Genomic DNA, 20,159 nt, shown 5'->3' on the forward strand with positions numbered 1-20,159 from the left:
GGTTGACCTAAATGCTTGGGTTGTAAATCCAAGCATTTATTTTTTATGCTATAAAATCAGTAAACCTGTTCCAATAGTTATAAGAATACCACCTATGACTGTAAACTTTGTAGGCTTTTCCTTTAAGATAAAAATACTTAGTACCATTGTAATTACAACACTAAATTTATCAATAGGTGTAACAATACTTACCTTACCAATGGCAAGTGCGGCAAAATAGCAAAGCCATGAAAATCCAGTAGCTGCTCCTGATAGTACTAGAAATAGATAGGATCTTTTTGATATGCTTTTAAGTTCCTTATTTGTTTTTTGGAAGAACACAATACCCCAGGCAAAGATAATAATGACAATCGTACGAATAAACGTTGCAACATTTGAATCAACATCTTCAATTCCAATCTTTGCTAATATATTGGTGAGGGAAGCAAACACAGCGGACAATATGGCTAAAAAAATATAGTTAGATTTTATATCCATTTTGCTTTTTTGTTCCTTCCGACCTATTAACACAAATGTACCGATTGAGATAATAACTCCTCCCGCAACCACTAAAGGTGTAGCCGGTTCCTGAAGAATTATAAAAGATAATAAAATGGTTAGAACTACGCTAGCCTTATCGATGGGGACTACCTTCGAGACGTCACCAATCTGAATAGCTTTAAAAAAGCATAACCATGATAAACCAGTCGTTATTCCTGATAAGATCAAAAATAGTAAGGAATGCAGTGTTACTGTAAATATCTCTGGTAGGTGCCCTGTAATTACCACCATAAGAAAAGCCATGAGTACGACGACAATTGTTCGGATGGCCGTTGCTAAATTAGAATCAACATCTTCAATTCCGATTTTTGCGAGAATGGCTGTAAAGGACGCAAATAAAGCTGCTAGAAGTGCAAGGATAATGCTCATAGGTAATCAGCTCGATTTTATAAAATTTCTCAATCAACCATTAGTAAATTATTATTTGAGAGGTTTATTATTTCCAATTCAAATCGAAATAACCAAATAATAGGTTGTTATTTTATAAAAAAATATGCATCCGATTATTCGGATGCATATTTTAATACTCCATGTATGGATAGAGAGTAGTCTCTTTGTAATGTTTCTCTTAGTTTGATTCTTCCTTCATCTACTAATTCTTGAACTAGCTCTTCAATTTTCTTTTGTTCAGCTTTGGAGATCGTTGGAATTTCCACTGTAAACATATTGCTACGACTTGCATTTCGCATGTCCTTTAGTAATTCAACTTTATTCATTGAGTCAGCCCCTTTATTAACTATTTCGACATAGGGGAGGTGGTTTCCTCTAAAATCAAGGATAAATATAATTAATATTATTTTCTACGTAGGTTCGGATAATGGGAAAATGGCAACCCAATAAATTGGCTTGCCAAAATTTATATTAAGAGTATAGAAGATAAACTAATTATCCGCGTCTTCCGCCTCTACCGCCACGTTTTGTTTCGGTACTGCGCTTAAGAGTAGATAAGTTTTCTTCGCTAGTTTTTAGGAAGCGAGACATTTTATCTTCAAAGCTTTCCTTTGGTTTAAAGTTTCCTTTAGAACGTGAATCTCTAGATGGACCACCATCTCTACTTTGACGAGGTGGACGTTGAGAATAGGAAGAAGGTTTTCCTTCTGGTCGATCAATTGCCTTCTTAATTGATAGAGCAATTTTCCCGTCCTTCTCACTAATAACCTTTACTTCAACTTGGTCACCTACAGTTAGGTGATCATTAACGTCTTTTACATAGCTATCAGCAACCTCACTAATATGTACAAGACCTGTAGAGCCTCCTGGTAATTCAACGAATGCTCCAAAATTAGTTATACCTGTTACTTTACCTTGAACTTTGCTCCCGATTTCGATTGACAAAAAATTTCCCCCTTAATACTGTTGAGTCTTTATTATAACAAATTTCTCTTATAATAGCTAATAGTGTGTATAGCTTAGTTTATTAAAAAAGGAAAATTTTATTTATGAACTGTTCAAACATTATTTGAAAATAGTTTCATACATTGTTTTCCAATTAAAACTAAAATTATTTTTAAACATAAGTGTTGTTAACATGTAAGGAGAAGAGTATATTGTTATATAATTGGTAATTTTCTAAAAATTAATAAATGGAGTGATGTCTATAAGGTTATGGTTGCGAATATCTAATAAACAATAATTCAATCAACAGGTTGCATTACATAACATTGAGATGTTCTAGTAAGGTTACTAAAATCCCTAAAGAGGTGTTCGTATATGAATAATGTTTTGCTAATGGAAGACGTTCTAAGATATATCGATGAAAACTGGGATCAACATTTAAAGAGATATCAAAAATATGTATCACAACCTAGTATTAGCGGTGATGGAACAGGAATGGAAGAAATGGTAGAACTACTTGAGGCAGACCTAAAGGATTTAGGCTGTCAGAGAGTATTCTCTAAAGAGACAGATGGATTTCCTGTTATATTTGGCCATTTGGATGAAGGGAAGGAAAAAACGCTTTTGTTATACGGAATGTATGATGTTCAGCCTGTAGTCGGTGAGCACTGGATGGTAGAGCCTTTTTCAGGTAGTGTTGTAGATTTACCTGATTTCGGTGATTCAATTGTAAGTAGAGGAATCGCAAATCAAAAAGGACCCTTGGCTGGATTTATGAACGCAGTAGCCGCGATAAAAAAAGTAAAAGGTAGTCTACCTGTAAATCTTATGTTCTGTCTTGAAGGAGAAGAGGAACTGGGTAGTGTTAATCTTCCGAAAGTGCTACATGAACTAAAAGAAGAATTTTCAAAATGTGATGCAGTATTTTTCCCTCATTTTTCTCAGGACGCAGATGGTAAAATTGAACTCTTTATGGGAACTAAGGGAATCATTCATATAGAGCTAAATGTAAGAGGTGGGGATTGGGGAGCACCGGTTAGTCGTGGTATTCATGGATCAAATGCTGTATGGATGGAAAACCCAGCGTGGCATCTTGTTCATGCACTTGCTTCTTTAAAAGACCGTGATGAAAAAGTATTATTAGAAGGGTTTTATGATGACGTAGCTGGTCCTTGGCCAGGAGATGAAGCAACACTAGATAAATTAATGGAAACCTTTGATGAAAAATCAATACTAAAGCAGGATGATGTGAAAAAGTTTAAATTCTCACTAACTGGAAAAGAGCTAGTAAAGAGATACTTTTATTCCCCAGAGCTAAATATAAACGGGATTGTGAGTGGGCACCATGGTGAAGGAACAAAAACCTTATTACCTCACGAGGCAAAAGCGAAGCTAGACATTCGTTTAGTACCAAACATGTCTCCTGAAAAAGTAATGGAATCAGTAAAAAATCATTTTTTGAAACACGGATTTGAACACATTGAAGTTGAAATGGTAAATGCATATAACTGGGCAAGAACATCTGCAGATGAACCAGCCATGAAAGCACTCACACAGAGTTTTAAAGATCTCGGCTTCGATTATGAGCCATGGATCTCATTAGCAGGTTCTGCACCATTCTCACTATTTCAATCACAACTAGGATTACCATTTGCTTTTGGGGGTCTTGGTCACGGAGCAAGACAGCATAGTCCAAATGAATATGCTACTGTTGAGGGTATGAGAAATTTAGAAAAGTCTTGTGTGTTGTTTTTAGAGCATTATTCTAAATACTAAGATATGTAGCATATAGAGAAATTTCTCTATATGCTTTCTATATGATTACAACTAGTTTTTTTATTTAGGTTCCTTTTAGTCACACCTAGACCTATAGAATAAACCACTAATCCTACGTAGGATAAAATAGAAAAGGAGAATGTATGAATTTATCATTTAATGTAATTGAGGATGACGAACTAGGATATTGCAAAGAGCTTTGTAATGAATTAATGGTCTTTCAAAAGTCAAAAGCATTGATACAGCCAGAGCTTTTTGACGGTATGAACTTTGAAACAAGGTTGCTCCCTTCTGTGAAAAAAGCAAAGCAGAACTATGTTGTAGTTGTTAAAGATGGTTACATTCCAGTAGCTTATGTATATACAAACATTTCACCAAAGGAAACCTACTCGAATGAGTTTGCGACTTTTTTTGACCTTTCCTCTGTTAGTAGAAATGATGTCGGTTGCTTATCACAATTTTACATAAAAGAAGAATATAGGCAATTTGGAATTGGGTCAAAATTATTCGATATGTCTATGAAATGGTTAAACCAATATAAAGAGGTAGATGATTATTTTATTTTTGTTTCAAACGGAAATAATGATGCTCTAGAATTTTACAAGAGAAAAGGGTTTACAATCAGTCATCAAATTTTAGATGGATTTATCACGGTTTTACGGAGTAACCGTTCTAATTTCCTAAAAGAGGGTTAAGTCAACAGAAGGAAGTTTACTTCTTATATTTCGATTTACGAAATTTTCTTCGAAAAAAGAAAGGATTTTGTCTATATTTGTTTAATAATAGATATATAGGGATTTTATCAATAGATTAAAGGAGACTATTATATGCAGTTTAATGATTATCAATACAACAGACCTAACCTAGAAGAAGTAGAAGCAAGCTTTAATCAGCTGATTGAGAAATTTCAGAATGCTGAATCCTTTGACATTCAAGATGAAGTAATGACAGAAATTAATGAATTGCGCTCAGAGTTTGATTCAATGAGCACACTCGTTCAAATTCGTCATACGATTAACACGACGGATGAGTTTTATAAAACTGAAAAAGACTTTTTCAATGAAGTCGGTCCTTCATATAAAGGATTAATCACAAACTATTATAAAGTACTGACAGAATCCAAGTTCAGACCACAGTTAGAAGAAAAATGGGGAAAGCAATTATTTTTACTAGCTGATAGTGAGTTAAAAACCTTCTCACCTGATGTATTAACAGACCTACAAGAAGAAAACAAACTTACAAGTGACTATGTAAGCTTACTAGCAGCTGCTAAAATTCAGTTTGATGGAGAAGAGAAAAATCTTTCGCAGTTAGTTCCCTATCAACAGTCACCAGACCGAAACATCCGTAAAGAATCAAATGAAGCTAAATACAACTTTTTTGTTGAGAATTCAGAACAATTAGATGAGCTATTTGATCAGTTAGTTAAGGTCCGAACTAGAATTGCCAAGAAGCTTGGATTCTCTTCTTTTACTGAACTAGCATATGCGCGTTTACGTCGTACTGATTATAATGCCGAAATGGTTGCTAAATTCCGTGATCAAGTAAAAGAATATATTGTACCATTAGCAACAAAACTAAAGAAAAAACAGCAAGAACGTATTGGTGTTGATACATTTAAATACTACGATAACAGCTTTAGCTTTAAAACAGGAAACCCTGATCCAAAAGGCGATGCAGAATGGATTGTTGATCAAGCAAAGAAAATGTATGAAGAGATGTCTCCTGAGACAAATGATTTTTATACATATATGGTTGAAAACAATTTGATGGATTTACTTAGTAAAACAGGAAAAGCTGGTGGAGGCTATTGTACCTATATTCCTAAGTATAAATCACCGTATATCTTCGCAAACTTTAACGGCACAAATGGAGATGTACGTGTGTTAAAACACGAAGTAGGTCATGCATTCCAAGTGTTTGAAAGTCGTGGTTTTAAGGTACCTGAATATGGATTCCCAACGCTAGAAGCATGTGAAATTCACTCAATGAGTATGGAATTTTTCTCTTGGCCATGGATGGAGTTATTCTTCAAGGAAGATACAGATAAGTATAAATTCTCTCATTTAAGTGAAGCTGTACTATTTATTCCTTATGGAGTTGCAGTAGATGAATTCCAACATTATGTTTATGCAAATCCAGAAGCTACTCCACAAGAACGTAAGAAAACTTGGAGAGAAATTGAGAAGAAATATTTGCCACATCTCAATTATGAAGGAAACGATTTCTTAGAAAACGGAGGATTCTGGCAGCAACAGGGTCATATCTACCGAGTTCCGTTTTATTATATTGACTACACATTAGCTCAAATCTGTGCACTTCAGTTCTGGAAGCGAAATCAAGACAATCCAGAAGCAGCATGGGCTGATTATCTCCATTTATGTAAACAGGGTGGAAGTAAATCGTTTACAGGTCTTGTAGAAGATGCCAACCTTATCTCTCCATTTGAAGATGGATGTGTAAAATCTGTCATTGAAGAAATTGAAGTTTACTTAAATTTTATAAATGATCAAGCATTATAGTATGTAAATAAATCCTTCTATTGGTTGCACTTCTGGCCAATAGAGGGTTTATTTTGTATTTGACTAAGAAAAAAAGAAATGGTTAACATGGATACTATAATTTTTTAATAGTTATTTATCATGACCAGATACGGCTGAAAAAGAAGTACATGTATTAGGTGGTATAATATAGAAGATAAGACTCGAGAGGCTTAGGGTGAGGAAATGGAATTCTTATTAACAATCATAAATGCCATGGTAATCAGCTTGGTAGAGTTAGTCTATCTCTTTGGAGTTATGATTGCTGTTGGATTTATCATTGGTTTTATAGAACGCTATATTCATACATACCTGGTCTTAACTTTTGGGAGGCGCGGAATCCTTTTAACTGCTTGGATTGGAACACCAATACATGAACTTGGACACCTCCTACAATGCTTTATTTGGGGACATCGCGTCATCAGAGTGAAACTATTACTAAGCAACAATACAAATGGAGTATTAGGATACGTAGAGCATCAATACAACCGAAATAGTATCTATCAGCAGGTTGGTAATTTTTTCATCGGAGTAGGACCAATAATTAGTGGGATTACTACTCTAATAGTAGGAATGTATTTGCTAGTTCCACAATCCTTTTATTCTTTAACTACATTGATTTATCAAGATGGTTCCTTCAAACTTGGAGGGGTAGAAGAGACATTCGGTGTTATCTTAGCCTTAATAAGTGGACTATTTTCACTAGAGAATGTAGTCAATCCGTTTTTCTGGATTTATGTTTTGCTTGGCATTTGTATCAGTTCTCACATTGCTTTAAGCAAACAAGATATGAAGGGCTCTGCAAGAGGATTACTAGCTATTTATGTTGTACTTCTTCTACTAAAACTAGTGACCATCTTACTAGGATTCGATAGTCATATACTTGTGTTAAAATTAGCTCAATACAATACATATGTATTGGCTTATTCCACTATTGGCGTTCTATTTGCACTTCTAGCACTATTAATAAGTTTTATACTATATAAAGTTAAACATATGATCATATGAAAAGGAGCACGATATGGAAATCAAAAATATCTTGGTAGCAGGAAACTACTATGAAGAGTTTAAATTGCACTTGATAGATCATCAATCTAAAGAATTTCGGTTTATATCACCAGCTAATATAACAGCAGCCGACTTACAATGGGCAGATACTTACGTAGGATCGAGACCTTGTATGAATTTCAACCTAAGCCATCTTAAATGGGTCCATTCCTTTAATGCGGGTGTAAATAATTATTTAGAACTGAATGGATGGATAGAAAATAATGTGCTACTAACTCGTACTGTTTGCTCCTTTGGAGAGAAGATAAGTGAATATTGCCTAAGTTATATACTAAGAGATCTTCAAAAACATCAGGAATTTGAACGAAAACAACATCAGAAGCAATGGAAGCCCGAAACACCAAAAATGATAAAAGACCACACATTTGTCATATTGGGTACAGGTGAAATTGGGCAGAAGGTAGCAAAGATGTTTAATAGTTTCGGTGCAACCGTTTATGGTGTTTCTCGTAGTGGTCAGCACAAGGACTATTTTTCAGAAGTAGTGGATCATACTTCTTCTAATTCTGTCGTCTCCCGAGCTGACTGGATTATTAGTACATTACCACTAACACAAGATACTTATAAGATATTTAATCATCAATTTTTCGCTAGTATGAATCAGTCTGTGTTCATTAACGTTGGTAGAGGAGCAACAGTTGATGAGCTTGCACTCATCAAAGCCCTTGATAGTGGAAGAATTCGTTATGCGGTGTTAGATGTATTATCACAAGAGCCCCTCCCAGAAGATTCAGTTCTATGGGAAAGAAAAGATGTTCTGATTACTCCTCATATCTCAGCGGTAACGGATATTAATGAAGCAGTAGAGTGTTTTTTTGAAACGTTACATAAGATTGAAAACAATGGGATCTTACATAATATGGTTGATGTAATGAAGGGGTATTAGCAAGTTTATGTGAATTGAACTGAGGTTGAGTAGTTAAAAGAATCAAGAAAAAAAGTAACCGGAATGATCTGGGTTACTTTTTTTCATATAGTCCTTATAAACTAGATAAGTATATAAATAATTATTATTTAACGCTTTTTCTTCTTAGAATCATCTGCTAATTGCTTGTTTTTGATGAGCTGATCTAATTCCATTTCAATATGAATTTTGACTTCATCGACTTTAGTTATACTAGTTACAGTCCCTTTACGACCTTTAATAGTTAACACATCTCCTACAGCGGGGACGTTATTACGCGCTTGATTTAATAAGAGATTTTTGTTTTCAAAGAAATGAACATTAAACATATTCTTCACCTATTTCATATAATTTGGTTACAAAATGGTTGTATTGTAACTTGATATAAAATATTTAAGAGAAATGTGTTTTAGACCTGAGCGTATATAAAAATTTTTTTGAGTAGTAGGATAGTGTTAACAATTAATCATGATCTATCTATTAATATAGTAGGGGTGAACAATAGTGATTGACCCAAGTGTATTAGGATGGTAAAATATTCCTAACTAGTAGAAAGGGGTGAGAGAATGCGTTTTAATAACTTAATGAAAATAACCTTGAGAATTAATGCATTGTCTCTTACTCATACGGATTTTGATTATTAGCAATATAAAACAACTCCATGCTTATGAAAAGGGCAATGCCCGTAAGTTTTTTATAGAAACCACAGGGTTATTTATTAATTCTGTGGTTTTTTTGTGATTAATTTACAATCTACACTTTTAATTTTCTTGGAATTCTTCATTATTACTTGAGTATTTAAGCATGGTTTTACCACGCGAAAGTAAATAAAGATGGGGCGGGATTTATATGATGAAATTAAGTAAGATGCAAGAATTATTAAAAACAGTTGACGGTGAATGGAGAAGTCCTATAGCTGAGGCGATCTTGAAAAATTGGGATTATGATGAAGGTTCTGTGTTTTTTTTAAGAGCAAGTGCGAATTTCATATTTGTTTTTAAAAGAAATCAAAAAAGATATTTTCTAAGATTTAATCATGAAGAAGAAAGAGGAAAACAATCAATAGAAGCGGAGATGAACATTCTTGAGCATCTAGAAAATTTTAGCTCATTCAATGTGGCCAAACCTATTAAGTCATTACATGGGAATTTTATTGAAGTAGTGGATACGGAAATAGGTCGATATAATGCAGTTGTTTTTGAAGGCCTAAAAGGTAAGCATTATGAAATGGAAGAAATCACTACTGAACAGGCTTACTTATGGGGACAGACATTAGGAAAGCTGCACGAATGTTTTAAAAAGCTACCTGAAAATCTGACTATCAACAGGCCAAGTTGGAGAACTAGTCTTGTCAAAGCAAGTGAAATACTTGCTATTCATGAAAAAACTGCTTATGAAGAATTAATAAGAATTTCTAAATGGGCAGAAGGACTAAATATATCAAAAGAGAATTTCGGTATGATTCATTATGATTTTGAACTTGATAATGTCCTTTTTGATAACAGGATGTTAGGAATACTTGATTTTGATGATTGTATGAGCAACTGGTATCTAGCAGATATTGTCTATGCACTCAGGGACGCAGGTGAATTTACTATGCAATCTTTAATTATAAATAAATTCATTGAAGGATATGAAAGTGAAACAAAGTTAGATTCTTCTTTGCTTGTCCATGCTCAAGAATTTATGAGGATCCATGAATTAGTAACCTTTGCGGCATTAATAAGAAGTGTTGATATAGAAGAATCCACAGATCATCCAGAATGGTTGATCAACCTTCGAAGAAAATTATCTGAAAGAATAGATAGATATCGAAAACATTCGAAAAGAAATTGACTATCCGAGTTTGAAGAGAAGGGAATAAGAGGCTTTATAAAATATAAATCAATATATATAAGATTTTGGGTAGGTAAAACTGTCTATTTAATTAATTCTAAAGAGGGATTCAAAAAATACAGAAAAATCGTAGAGCCCTAAAACTTTTAATTGGAATAGTCAGTAAATAAAAACCTACTTAAACTTAATTTTTCTTACATACTAAAAGAGATAGGTGTGTGTCATTGTGAATACTATTAATGTGGAAAAATACTCTTCTGTCCATCAGAAGCAAGTAGTAGATTTAATTCTTCAGATTCAACAACAAGAATATGGAATACCGATTACTCTAGAAGATCAACCAGATTTGCTTACCATTGAAGAGTTTTATCAAAAAGGAAATGGTAACTTTTGTGTAGCACTTTATGAAAAAAACGTTGTTGGTACAATCAGTTTTTTGGATATAGAGAATCATCAGCTGGCACTAAGAAAGATGTTTGTAGATAAAAGTTATCGTGGCTCAACTTATAACACAGCAAGTCTTTTACTACATACCGCAATAAATTGGGCCAAACATAGGCCAGTAAAAGAAGTGTACCTTGGAACTACGCTGCAATTTATAGCGGCTCATCGCTTTTATGAAAAAAATGGGTTTATCAGTATAGAAATGAATGATTTACCCGAAAGTTTTCCAGTGTTACAAGTTGATAAAAAATTTTATAAGTATGGCATTGAATAAATAATTGACTCGAAAGCGTATGGTAAAGTTCTTTTTCTTAGGCTCTTTTCTAAAAGTTTGTTGCTGTTCAATCAAATGTCTCAAATGATTCACCCTTTATAGTCCTTTAATCATCAGTTTTACTGGTTAGAAAAGAGCACCTCTCTCAATTTAAGGCAGAAGACTTTATACTAGCAAGTAAAAATCCGGCATTTGGGATTTTTACGAAAGCGACAATCTATACGAAAACAGCCTTTTCTTATTATTCAACATTAATTACTTCTGAGGAGAAAATGCGTATCATCACTTTTCCGTCTTTAGCTTCAGCCCTAATTAGAATGGGTTGATTATAAACATTTTTAAATGTGAAATCGGGTCCATACCAACTCACTGTTGCATCACGACCAGGTGGTACATACGGTACTTTCCTACTATGAGAATATCGTTGGACAATTTTTACACCTGCGGAATCTACAGCATTAAATAAGGTGGAGGACACTTGACAAATCCCTCCACCTACACCATCATAAAGCTCTCCTTTGATGATAATAGGTGCCGAGAGATACCCTTTTTCAGTTGTTCTTTTACCAACAACTTTATTAAAAGAAAACACTTCTCCTTGAAACACAACATGGTTGTTAATTGCTTTGGTAGCAAGAATGATGTTTTTTGATCTTTCACTTTTATGCTGATTATAATAGGTCATGTAACTTCCAATCTGCTTTACATATATATCTGCTAGTAGTTCACCACTGACTCTAGGATGTATCGTTTTGATAGGGAGTTCTAGTGATAAAGGTTGATGATTAAAAAAATATGTATAAAGATCTTTTGTTAATTGATCAGAATTTAGTACAAATCCTGGTTGACCTTGAATGATTTCATTGTGTTGATTTATATAAGCATTAATTGGATCTTTATTAATTTGTTGCTCTAGTTTCGCTACTAACTGGCCATACATTTCATCGTTCACTAGAGGTAGGTCAGTTAACGAAGAGGTAAATGCATCATGATTAATCGTAGCAATGGTTGTGCCTTGATGCAATAAAACAAGATCATCATCATGACTATGATGAATGGGTGTTAGCATTAATATCAAGCTCAAGAGTAAATTTTTCATTAACAATTCCTCCTTAATTCATTTATAGTATTCTCAAATTTAATTAGAAAATGAGATATACTATTCCTAAGAAAGACATTTAATTTCAAAGCGGTTGAGTTAAGATCAAACATTCTTGGTAAGGAGAGATAATCTATGAATTTTGTTACATTAAACAATGGTTTGAAAATGCCACAACTTGGCTTTGGTGTATGGCAGGTAAGTGATGAACAAGCAGCTGCTACTGTAACTACAGCATTAAATATGGGTTATCGTTCTATTGATACAGCAATGATTTATAAAAATGAAAGAGGCGTAGGTGAAGCTATTAAAAACTCTTCTATCCCACGTGAAGAATTATTCATTACAACAAAAGTTTGGAATAGTGATCAAGGCTTCGAAACAACCTTGAAAGCTTATGAAGAAAGCCTAGAAAGATTAGGACTTGAATACGTTGATTTATATTTAATTCACTGGCCAACACCAGAATTCGATCAGTATGTTGATACATATAAGGCATTGGAACAGTTATATCGTCAGGGGAAAGTAAAGGCGATTGGGGTATGTAACTTTGAGATTGAACATTTAGAACGAATTTTAAAGGATTGTGAAGTTGTCCCGGTATTAAATCAGATAGAGTGTCATCCTTATCTCTCTCAGAAAGAGTTAAAGGAGTTTTGTGCTAAACATGATATTTTTATAGAAGCATGGAGTCCTCTTGAAAAAGGGGGAAGTGTCTTACAAGATGAAGTCATTAAAGGAATAGCTTCAACTCATAACAAAACGACTGCTCAAGTCATATTGCGCTGGCACTTACAAAATAATACGATTGCTATTCCAAAATCAGTAACGCCTTCAAGAATTGAAGAAAACTTTAATGTATTTGATTTTGAGTTAACTACTTCTGAAATGGAGGAAATAGAAGGCCTGAACGTTAATAGACGTAGAGGAAAGCATCCTAATGAAATGAATATAAGATAAGTTGGTTCGAGATGAAAGAAAGAGAAATTGGGACAACGAACCTGTCCCCGTTAAAGGAGAGAGAAGAATGTCAGTGAAAGAAGGATTTGTAGAAGTAACTGGTGGAAAGGTTTGGTACCAGCATCATAATAGTACAGCAAATAAGACACCAGTTATTATTTTACATGGTGGACCAGGCTCTTCACACTATGCGATGCAAGGTCTGCGAAATCTAGCTAAGGAACGTCCAGTCATCTTTTATGATCAACTTGGATGCGGGAAGTCTGATTGGCCAACAGACACATCTTTGTGGAAGATTGATCGTTTTGTTGAAGAGTTAGGCCAAATATGCGATGCTTTGTCCCTAGAAGATTTTCATATACTTGGTCACTCTTGGGGGACCACACTCGCCGCTGCGTTTTACTTAAAGAAACCGGCAGGAGTAAAAAGCATCATTTTTTCAAGCCCATGTCTAAGTGCACCATTGTGGGCAAAGGATCAGGAAGAAAATCGAAAATTACTTCCATTAGAGATTCAACAAACACTAAAAAAATGTGAGGAAAATGGTTCTACTGACTCTGAAGAATATAAGAATGCCACCAAAGTGTTTAATCAGCATTTTGTTTGCAGACTGAATCCGTTTCCTGAGTTTCTTAAAGAAGGAAAACAATATCAAAATAATGATGTATATAATATCATGTGGGGACCTTCCGAATTTCATGTGACAGGGAATCTGAAGGATTTTGACTGTACATCACGGTTAAAAGAGTTCCAACTACCAACTCTATTTACCTGTGGTCGTTATGATGAGGCGACTCCTAACTCTACAGAGTATTTTTGTTCACTAACGCCCAATGGGAAATCGCATGTATTTGAGGATAGTGCACATTTGGCTTACTTAGAAGAGACTGAAGAATATATAAGAGTCATGGACAACTTTATGAACGAAGTTGAAGGATCGGGGAAAAGGTAACACAATATAGAAAAGATCCGTTCAATAATGAACGGATCTTTTCTTATTATGCAGTTACGACGCCAAATATAGGCCAACTGTTTTGTTCTGCAATTTTAAGCATGTCGGTTTTAGGGTTTACAACCATTGGATGAGTCACATACTTCAATAATGGAATATCGCTTTCACTATCCGCATAAGCCCAAATTTCATGTGATGCTATATTTGTTTGTTCTTCAATCCAAGCTTTTAATCTTTGCACTTTGACATCGCCATTTACTATCTCCCCAATCTCCCCAGTACAGTGTCCAGCTTGATCGAATAACAATTCTGTACTGATAATCTTTACGTCCAAATCCAGATATGTAGTAAATGCTTTTAGAAATGGCTGAAGTGCACCTGACAATACAATAATCGTATCACCTTTACTTTGATGTTCTCTAATCTTATAAACAAGTTCTTGGTGAACTTCATCTTTTCCAAGTTCTACTAGCTCTTTAAAAAAAAGATCTAATTCTAAATTAGTTTGATTCTTAAATGTTTTAGCAAATGCCTTGAAAAATTCATGCTGAAACTTTAGTTTACCTTTAGTTAGCCCAACAGCAGTAGCTCTAACAAGACCACTGGCTACCACTAACCACTCCTTCGCACTAAATCTCTTTTTGCCGATTTCAAACATTGCTTTAAAGGAATTGCCTTGATAAAGAGTACCATCAAAATCCACAGTTACAATTGACAATTCAAAACTCCCCCTGATTTTTAATGAAACTAGTAAAATAAAGAGTCAAATTTGAAAATAAATGAGTGTAAAACACGAATGCTCATGCTCTACACTCACGATCTCTCTATTAATAGTCAGTTACAGTTAAATTTCTTTCTAAATAGGACTCAATTACTTCACTGATTTGAAATGAAACTTGTGGTAAGTCATAATTTTCAAAAACATGTTCACATTCACTTTTGTATTCCATTGTTTTGTCATAATAATCCATGTGGAGGCGGATGGCTTCTTCATCGTCACCACGCTCCTTTTGTCTTTCGATAACAGTGTCACGATCAGCAGAGATAAACAGTCTTACAACTTGATCTCCGTATAGATTCTTAAGAAGTTGTGCTCCTTCAATATTCATGGTGAAATAAACAATTTTATGTTTATTGAAGATATTTTTTATGTCAATCTCACGAATACCATAATAGTAACCATGAATATTAACACTTTCTATAAATTCATCTTGGTGTTTCATTTGGAGAAATGTTTCTTCTTTTATAAAGTGATAATCCTTACCATTAACTTCAAAAGGACGAGGTGCACGAGTAGTAAATGAGGGGACAGTTTCCATATCAATTGCAGTTGAAACCATCTTTGCTAGTGTTTTTCTTCCAGATCCATCTGGACCCGTATAAATGAAAAGCATCTCTTTTTCTTTTAATTGATACATAGATTTCCTCCTAGAGTTAGTTAATTATTTTTTGATAATTATGTTAATATCATACCATATTTTGGACAAATTGTGTGGTTTTGCTATTAAGAAGTTAGGAATTAGGATATATTTCCTTTTTGGATGATTAAATTATCTTTGTAATAAAATGTAGCGAAAATTTTGAACGAATGACGCCTTCCCAAAGTTTCTACTAATCATCCCCAAATATTTTGGGAATAGTAACGCTTAAAGGGAAGGTGATCTCATGCATACATTTACTACATATAAAATAAAGGAAACAGAACAAGGCGTAGAAGTAATTTTGTATATTGATCCCTCATTATCAGAGTTTTCTAGGGAATTTGCTGTATCAGGTAACTTCATACAGCATGAAAAGGCTGATATTGAAAAGGAAGCTGTTAGTTATGTGAAGAAAATTCTTCCATCTATAAAGGTAACAACTGTTAAGGTAATGGCAGGTGCGATCCTACTTACTACAATTGGAATTGGTACATTCTCTTCAAAAAGCGCCTCCGCAGCAATGAATCAAACGACTCAACAGCAAGCGAACAATATAAGTTATATTGTAGTTAATGGTGATACACTTTCTGCTATTGCAGCACGTTTTGGAACAAGCGTTGAAGCAATCAAACAACTAAACAAGCTTAGTAGTGATTTTTTGCGAATTGGCCAAACACTAACAATTCCATCTAGTCCAAGCGAAATACCTTTAGAACAAAGCACATCAAACACATACCTCGTCGTCTCAGGTGACACGTTGTCTGCTATAGCTAAAACAAACGGAACGACTGTTGAAGCAATCAAACAACTGAACAGTCTTAGTAGTGATTTTTTACGAATCGGACAAACTCTAACGATTCCGAATGGTACAAACACATCAAACACATCAAACACATCAAATAAACACCTAGTCGTCTCAGGGGATACGTTATCTGCCCTAGCAAACAATAACGGAACGACTGTTGAAGCAATCAAACAACTGAATAATCTTAGTAGTGATTTTTTAAGAATTGGACAAGAGTTACTGATTCCAATGGATCAAAACACAAATATAATTTCAACATCTAGTCATTTATATACAGTTGTATCTGGTGATTCATTATCGAGTATCGCGAAAGACCATGGAACAACAGTTAACGCCATCAAACAAGCAAATGGTTTATCAAACGATTTTATTAGAATTGATCAAACACTAACTATTCCGACTGAAACAAATGATTTAACAGTTAACGATTCGGTAAAATCAAACTCTACAATTTACCAAGTCGTTTCAGGTGATACATTATCAGGAATAGCAGCTCAAACAGGAACGACTGTAGGAGCAATAAAGATGCTTAATCAATTAAATAGTGATTTTTTGCGAATTGGACAAGAGCTAAGAATTCCAACAGCCACAACAACTGTCACACCTTCTACAAATAGTCCGAAAGAAACAATAACTGCAGTTAATCAGGAAGATTTAGAGTGGCTTGCGAAAATGATATACAGTGAAGCAAGAGGAGAATCATTAGAAGGCCAGATCGCTGTTGGTGCTGTCATTATGAATCGTGTAGAAAGTCCCTTATTTCCAAACACTGTTAAAGAAGTTCTGTTTCAAATAAGTAATGGTCATTATCAATTTACTCCTGCTCAAACAGGTTCAATAAATACAGCAACCCCAAACAATCAAAATAGAGAAGCAGCATTAAGAGCGTTGAATGGAGAAGATCCTACAAACGGTTCGTTGTACTTTTACAATCCTAATAAAACAAGTAGTGTATGGCTTAAGAGTCGAACGGTTTCAACCACTATAGGAAATCATACGTTCGCATATTGAATTTGATTTAAAAATGGCGCGGGGGGGGGGGGCATGCCCCTCCTTATAAAAGGACCATACAGGTCTTTTTTGTTATTTGGATAACTATAAAATTTTCACTTGTTGATAACTTGGGCTAGTGCATTTGAATCCGGCTTCAGCACCCAGCCCCTCGAGGTCAAATAACCCTACATCAAGAAAAGGGAAATAGCGCCCTTTTATTGATGTAGGAACATTTGCTTGTCGGGGCTAACCGGGGCGCTTACGCCTTTTGTTCTTTTAAGCGATCATGAGCGAAATATTATAATTTTTTTCACCTAACCTCTATAATAGAACATAAGTACTAAATAAATAGCTACAAATCTTACTTAGATGCTGGAAAGATAGGTGTTATGAGTGGAAAAATATAGAATTGATCAAAGTAAGGGACTTGAATTTGGAATATATACATTAGGCGATCATTTACCTAATCCGGTAACTGGTGAAAGAATCTCGGCAGAAGACCGTATTCATGAAATCATTAACTATGCAAAGCTAGCTGAACAAGCTGGTGTAGATTTTTTTAGTGTTGGTGAAAGCCATCAGGAGTATTTTGCGACACAAGCACATACGGTTGTGTTATCTGCTATTGCTCAGGCGACCAGTAAAATAAAGATTGGGAGTTCCTCCACTATTGTAAGCACATCAGATCCAGTACGTGTTTATGAGGACTTCGCTACGATCGATTTGATATCAAAGGGACGTGCAGAAATAGTAGCTGGACGAGCTTCAAGAATAGGTCTTTTTGAATTATTAGGATATGATGTAAACCATTATGAAGAATTATATGAGGAAAAATTTGACTTACTACGTCAAATTAATGAACAAGAAGTAGTTAATTGGAGTGGGGAATTTCGTCCACCGCTAAAGGATGCCTCCATTCTGCCTAGACCAAAGAATGGTTATATGCCAATCTGGAGAGCAGTTGGTGGTTCACCTGGTAGTGCAATAAAGGCTGGTTATGCAGGTGTACCTATGTTTTTGGCTCATTTAGGTGGCCATGTACTTAGCTTTAAGCGATCAATTGATGCTTATCGTGAAGCGGCAAAACAGGGAGGGTTTGACCCGTCGGAATTACCAGTAGCAACTGCTGGATTTTTCTATGCAGCTGAAACTTCCCAGCAAGCCGTTGAAGAGACGCATCCACACATAAATGAAGGAATGAAACGCACAAATGGACGTGGTTTTCCAATGGAAGCCTATGAACAAGGAATTGATCCACATAATGTTATGAATATAGGTAGTCCACAGCAAATAATTGAAAAAATACTCTATCAGCATGAAGTCTATGGTCACCAAAGGTATATTGCTCAAATTGATTTCGGCGGAGTCCCTTTTGAACGTCTGCAAAAGAATCTGGAGCTAATTGGAACTGAGATTTTACCAGCTATTAAGAAATATACGGCTAAGAAGTAGCAGAAAAGGGGAGAGGAAGAAGTGAACAAAAAAGAAATTGAGTATAAAATTTTGGAGTTAAAAGACGAATATATTCAATTGCAGCATAACTTAGAAAAACTAGAATATGTAAAAGGAAACATTCTACCTTTGGAAAAAAGATTGACTGCAGTTGAAGAGGAATTGACTTCCCTTAATCAAATGTTGAGAAAAATCTAGAAAAAATAGATCATAATTTACTAGACTCAGAGTATAGTAAAGCCAGTGGAAATAAATAACCCATTTTTCGCTGTATTATGCGAAAACATCAAAAGTAAAAAAGCAAGCCCTAAAAAGAGCTTGCTTTTTTACGTCTTAATCTAAAACCATTGTAAGGAGCAGCAAAAAAATCAGCTTACCGCAAGTTCCTTCCCTTTTTTCGTAAGTAACGCTCCTGTCACAGCAAATGCACAAACGGCTAGTAATACCAACATAGAGAATACAGCTTGAAGACTGGTTTCGAGAACAATTCCACCAAGTTCAGTACTTAGTAGCAGGCCTGTTACTGCAATTCCTATGACTTGTCCTAGATTTCTCATTAAAGTATTAGAACCCATTGCTGCTCCACGAATATTCCATTCAACTGCTGATTGGACAGCAACCGTAAATGCTGTGAAGGATAATCCAAATCCAAACCCGATAATAGCCGTTACCACCATGATCCATATTATGGTTGTATGAGATTGCAGTAGTGCTAAACCAATACAGCCAACAATAATACTTGAAATTCCAGTAAGGGTAATTTGGGCAATTGATTTTGAACTTAACCATCTTCCTGACAAGATGGCTGCTAAAGGCCATGTTAGCGACATGGGGATCATAGCAATTCCAGAGAAAGTAGCATTAAGGTTCATAACCCCCTGGACCCATAACGGAATGTAAAAAGTAATCGTGACTAATATAAACCCTAGTAAGAAGCCAGCGACATTAGCTATAGTGATGAATCTATTTTTAAACAATGAAAGTGGAAGCATTGGTTCCTTTCCTTTTAACTGTAGCCAAATAAATAATAGAAGTCCAATTAACGCTACTATAAACAATGAAACAATACTTTCGGTCATGTGCTTATATTCTCTTAGAAGGGTTAAAGCATACAAAAATGAACTCATACATATTGCAAAGGTAAGAATACCAGCATAATCGATGACATGCTTTTTCTTTTCTATATGTTCATGGAAAGAAATCCACAAGATTAGTAAAGAAACGATTCCAAAAGGTATATTTATAAAGAAAATCCAGTGCCAAGAGATGGTGTCTACAATGAACCCACCTGTAAGAGGACCAATAATCCCTGCAACTCCCCATACACTACTTAACCACCCCTGCATCTTTGCACGCATTTTGAACTCAAATACATCACCAATAATGGTAAATAAAATGGGTGTCAATGCGCCTGCCCCTATTCCTTGTATTCCGCGAAAGAGCACAAGTTGTTCCATTGTTTGTGAAAGCCCAGATAAGCCAGAACCGACTAAAAAAATAATAGTTCCAATTGTAAACATTAACTTTCTACCATATAAGTCTGCTAACTTTCCAAACACTGGTGTACTTATTACCATAGCTAAAAGGTAGATAGAAATAACCCAAGTATATAATGTGCTCCCACCTAAATCTCCTACAATCTTTGGCATTGCGGTACTTACAATTGTTCCTTCAATCGCAGTTAGAAAAGTAGCAATTAACAAAGCAATAACAACCAGTCTTGGTTTTGTTTCCTTTTTCAAGTAAATTCTCCCCTTGCA

General features: G+C 34.9%; 21 protein-coding genes. 13 read left to right on the forward strand and 8 right to left on the reverse strand.

What is annotated here, in order from left to right:
- Positions 1-48: 48 nt before the first annotated feature.
- The 3 genes from G4D63_RS12150 to G4D63_RS12160 form a co-directional block, all read right to left on the reverse strand.
- Positions 49-909 carry an EamA family transporter gene (locus G4D63_RS12150; RefSeq protein ID WP_163179939.1) on the reverse strand — a complete coding sequence of 287 codons (861 nt, stop codon included), beginning with the start codon at positions 907-909 and terminating at the stop codon, positions 49-51.
- Positions 910-1,043: 134 nt separating this feature from the next.
- On the reverse strand, positions 1,044-1,256 hold the full coding sequence (locus tag G4D63_RS12155; RefSeq protein ID WP_163179940.1) for a hypothetical protein: 213 nt from the start codon (positions 1,254-1,256) through the stop codon (positions 1,044-1,046).
- A 169-nt stretch (positions 1,257-1,425) separates the two neighbouring features.
- Entirely contained in the window at positions 1,426-1,875 is a 450-nt protein-coding gene (locus G4D63_RS12160) for a S1 domain-containing RNA-binding protein (RefSeq protein WP_163179941.1), read from the reverse strand.
- A gap of 375 nt (positions 1,876-2,250) precedes the next feature.
- Here G4D63_RS12160 and G4D63_RS12165 point away from each other — a divergent pair, with 375 nt between their 5' ends.
- The 5 genes from G4D63_RS12165 (at position 2,251) to G4D63_RS12185 (ending at position 8,145) form a co-directional block, all read left to right on the forward strand.
- A complete protein-coding gene (locus G4D63_RS12165; RefSeq protein WP_163179942.1) occupies positions 2,251-3,651 on the forward strand; it encodes a M20/M25/M40 family metallo-hydrolase in 1,401 nt (466 codons plus the stop codon).
- A 143-nt stretch (positions 3,652-3,794) separates the two neighbouring features.
- Entirely contained in the window at positions 3,795-4,346 is a 552-nt protein-coding gene (locus G4D63_RS12170; protein WP_163179943.1) for a GNAT family N-acetyltransferase, read from the forward strand.
- A gap of 132 nt (positions 4,347-4,478) precedes the next feature.
- Positions 4,479-6,173 (forward strand): M3 family oligoendopeptidase, encoded by a 1,695-nt coding sequence (locus G4D63_RS12175; protein WP_163179944.1) that lies wholly within the window; start codon positions 4,479-4,481, stop codon positions 6,171-6,173.
- A gap of 204 nt (positions 6,174-6,377) precedes the next feature.
- Complete coding sequence (locus G4D63_RS12180) at positions 6,378-7,199, forward strand: hypothetical protein (protein ID WP_163179945.1); 822 nt, start codon at positions 6,378-6,380, stop codon at positions 7,197-7,199.
- A gap of 13 nt (positions 7,200-7,212) precedes the next feature.
- A complete protein-coding gene (locus G4D63_RS12185; RefSeq protein ID WP_163179946.1) occupies positions 7,213-8,145 on the forward strand; it encodes a D-2-hydroxyacid dehydrogenase in 933 nt (310 codons plus the stop codon).
- 128 nt (positions 8,146-8,273) lie between these two features.
- Here G4D63_RS12185 and G4D63_RS12190 read toward each other — a convergent pair whose 3' ends face one another.
- The gene (locus tag G4D63_RS12190; protein ID WP_163179947.1) at positions 8,274-8,492 is read right to left on the reverse strand and encodes a hypothetical protein; all 219 of its coding nucleotides are present in this window, start codon (positions 8,490-8,492) and stop codon (positions 8,274-8,276) included.
- Positions 8,493-9,012: 520 nt separating this feature from the next.
- Here G4D63_RS12190 and G4D63_RS12195 point away from each other — a divergent pair.
- The 3 genes from G4D63_RS12195 to G4D63_RS12205 all read left to right on the forward strand — a co-directional run bounded on the left by G4D63_RS12195 (position 9,013) and on the right by G4D63_RS12205 (position 10,717).
- Positions 9,013-9,999 (forward strand): phosphotransferase enzyme family protein, encoded by a 987-nt coding sequence (locus tag G4D63_RS12195; protein ID WP_163179948.1) that lies wholly within the window; start codon positions 9,013-9,015, stop codon positions 9,997-9,999.
- A 57-nt stretch (positions 10,000-10,056) separates the two neighbouring features.
- The gene (locus G4D63_RS22470) at positions 10,057-10,140 is read left to right on the forward strand and encodes a hypothetical protein (RefSeq protein ID WP_420837820.1); all 84 of its coding nucleotides are present in this window, start codon (positions 10,057-10,059) and stop codon (positions 10,138-10,140) included.
- An 82-nt stretch (positions 10,141-10,222) separates the two neighbouring features.
- Positions 10,223-10,717, forward strand: a complete 495-nt coding sequence (locus G4D63_RS12205) for a GNAT family N-acetyltransferase (RefSeq protein ID WP_163180270.1) — start codon at positions 10,223-10,225, stop codon at positions 10,715-10,717.
- A gap of 241 nt (positions 10,718-10,958) precedes the next feature.
- Here G4D63_RS12205 and G4D63_RS12210 read toward each other — a convergent pair whose 3' ends face one another.
- Positions 10,959-11,816, reverse strand: coding sequence for a VanW family protein (locus G4D63_RS12210; RefSeq protein WP_163179949.1), 858 nt, complete (start codon positions 11,814-11,816; stop codon positions 10,959-10,961).
- Positions 11,817-11,951: 135 nt separating this feature from the next.
- Between G4D63_RS12210 and G4D63_RS12215 the strand changes: the two genes are divergently transcribed.
- Both G4D63_RS12215 and G4D63_RS12220 read left to right on the forward strand, forming a co-directional pair.
- On the forward strand, positions 11,952-12,776 hold the full coding sequence (locus G4D63_RS12215; RefSeq protein ID WP_163179950.1) for an aldo/keto reductase: 825 nt from the start codon (positions 11,952-11,954) through the stop codon (positions 12,774-12,776).
- A 67-nt stretch (positions 12,777-12,843) separates the two neighbouring features.
- On the forward strand, positions 12,844-13,728 hold the full coding sequence (locus G4D63_RS12220; RefSeq protein ID WP_163179951.1) for a proline iminopeptidase-family hydrolase: 885 nt from the start codon (positions 12,844-12,846) through the stop codon (positions 13,726-13,728).
- A gap of 46 nt (positions 13,729-13,774) precedes the next feature.
- On the opposite strand, the gene G4D63_RS12225 is transcribed toward G4D63_RS12220, so the two are convergent.
- Together G4D63_RS12225 and G4D63_RS12230 are read right to left on the reverse strand one after the other, a co-directional pair.
- A complete protein-coding gene (locus tag G4D63_RS12225) occupies positions 13,775-14,446 on the reverse strand; it encodes an HAD family hydrolase (protein ID WP_163179952.1) in 672 nt (223 codons plus the stop codon).
- 109 nt (positions 14,447-14,555) lie between these two features.
- The gene (locus G4D63_RS12230) at positions 14,556-15,146 is read right to left on the reverse strand and encodes a guanylate kinase (RefSeq protein WP_163179953.1); all 591 of its coding nucleotides are present in this window, start codon (positions 15,144-15,146) and stop codon (positions 14,556-14,558) included.
- A 247-nt stretch (positions 15,147-15,393) separates the two neighbouring features.
- Here G4D63_RS12230 and G4D63_RS12235 point away from each other — a divergent pair, with 247 nt between their 5' ends.
- From G4D63_RS12235 to G4D63_RS12245, 3 genes are all read left to right on the forward strand, one after another.
- Positions 15,394-16,965 carry a LysM peptidoglycan-binding domain-containing protein gene (locus G4D63_RS12235; protein ID WP_239585970.1) on the forward strand — a complete coding sequence of 524 codons (1,572 nt, stop codon included), beginning with the start codon at positions 15,394-15,396 and terminating at the stop codon, positions 16,963-16,965.
- 375 nt (positions 16,966-17,340) lie between these two features.
- Positions 17,341-18,399: an LLM class flavin-dependent oxidoreductase gene (locus tag G4D63_RS12240; protein ID WP_163179954.1), complete on the forward strand. Its 1,059-nt coding sequence runs from the start codon at positions 17,341-17,343 to the stop codon at positions 18,397-18,399.
- A gap of 21 nt (positions 18,400-18,420) precedes the next feature.
- Entirely contained in the window at positions 18,421-18,597 is a 177-nt protein-coding gene (locus G4D63_RS12245; protein WP_163179955.1) for an SE1832 family protein, read from the forward strand.
- Between the two features lie 170 nt (positions 18,598-18,767).
- Here the strand turns inward: G4D63_RS12245 and G4D63_RS12250 are convergent, their stop codons facing one another.
- Positions 18,768-20,141, reverse strand: coding sequence for an MDR family MFS transporter (locus G4D63_RS12250; RefSeq protein ID WP_163179956.1), 1,374 nt, complete (start codon positions 20,139-20,141; stop codon positions 18,768-18,770).
- Between the last annotated feature and the right edge of the window lie 18 nt (positions 20,142-20,159).

It is taken from the genome of Bacillus mesophilus (genome assembly GCF_011008845.1).
GTDB classification, from domain to species: Bacteria; Bacillota; Bacilli; order Bacillales; family SA4; genus Bacillus_BS; species Bacillus_BS mesophilus.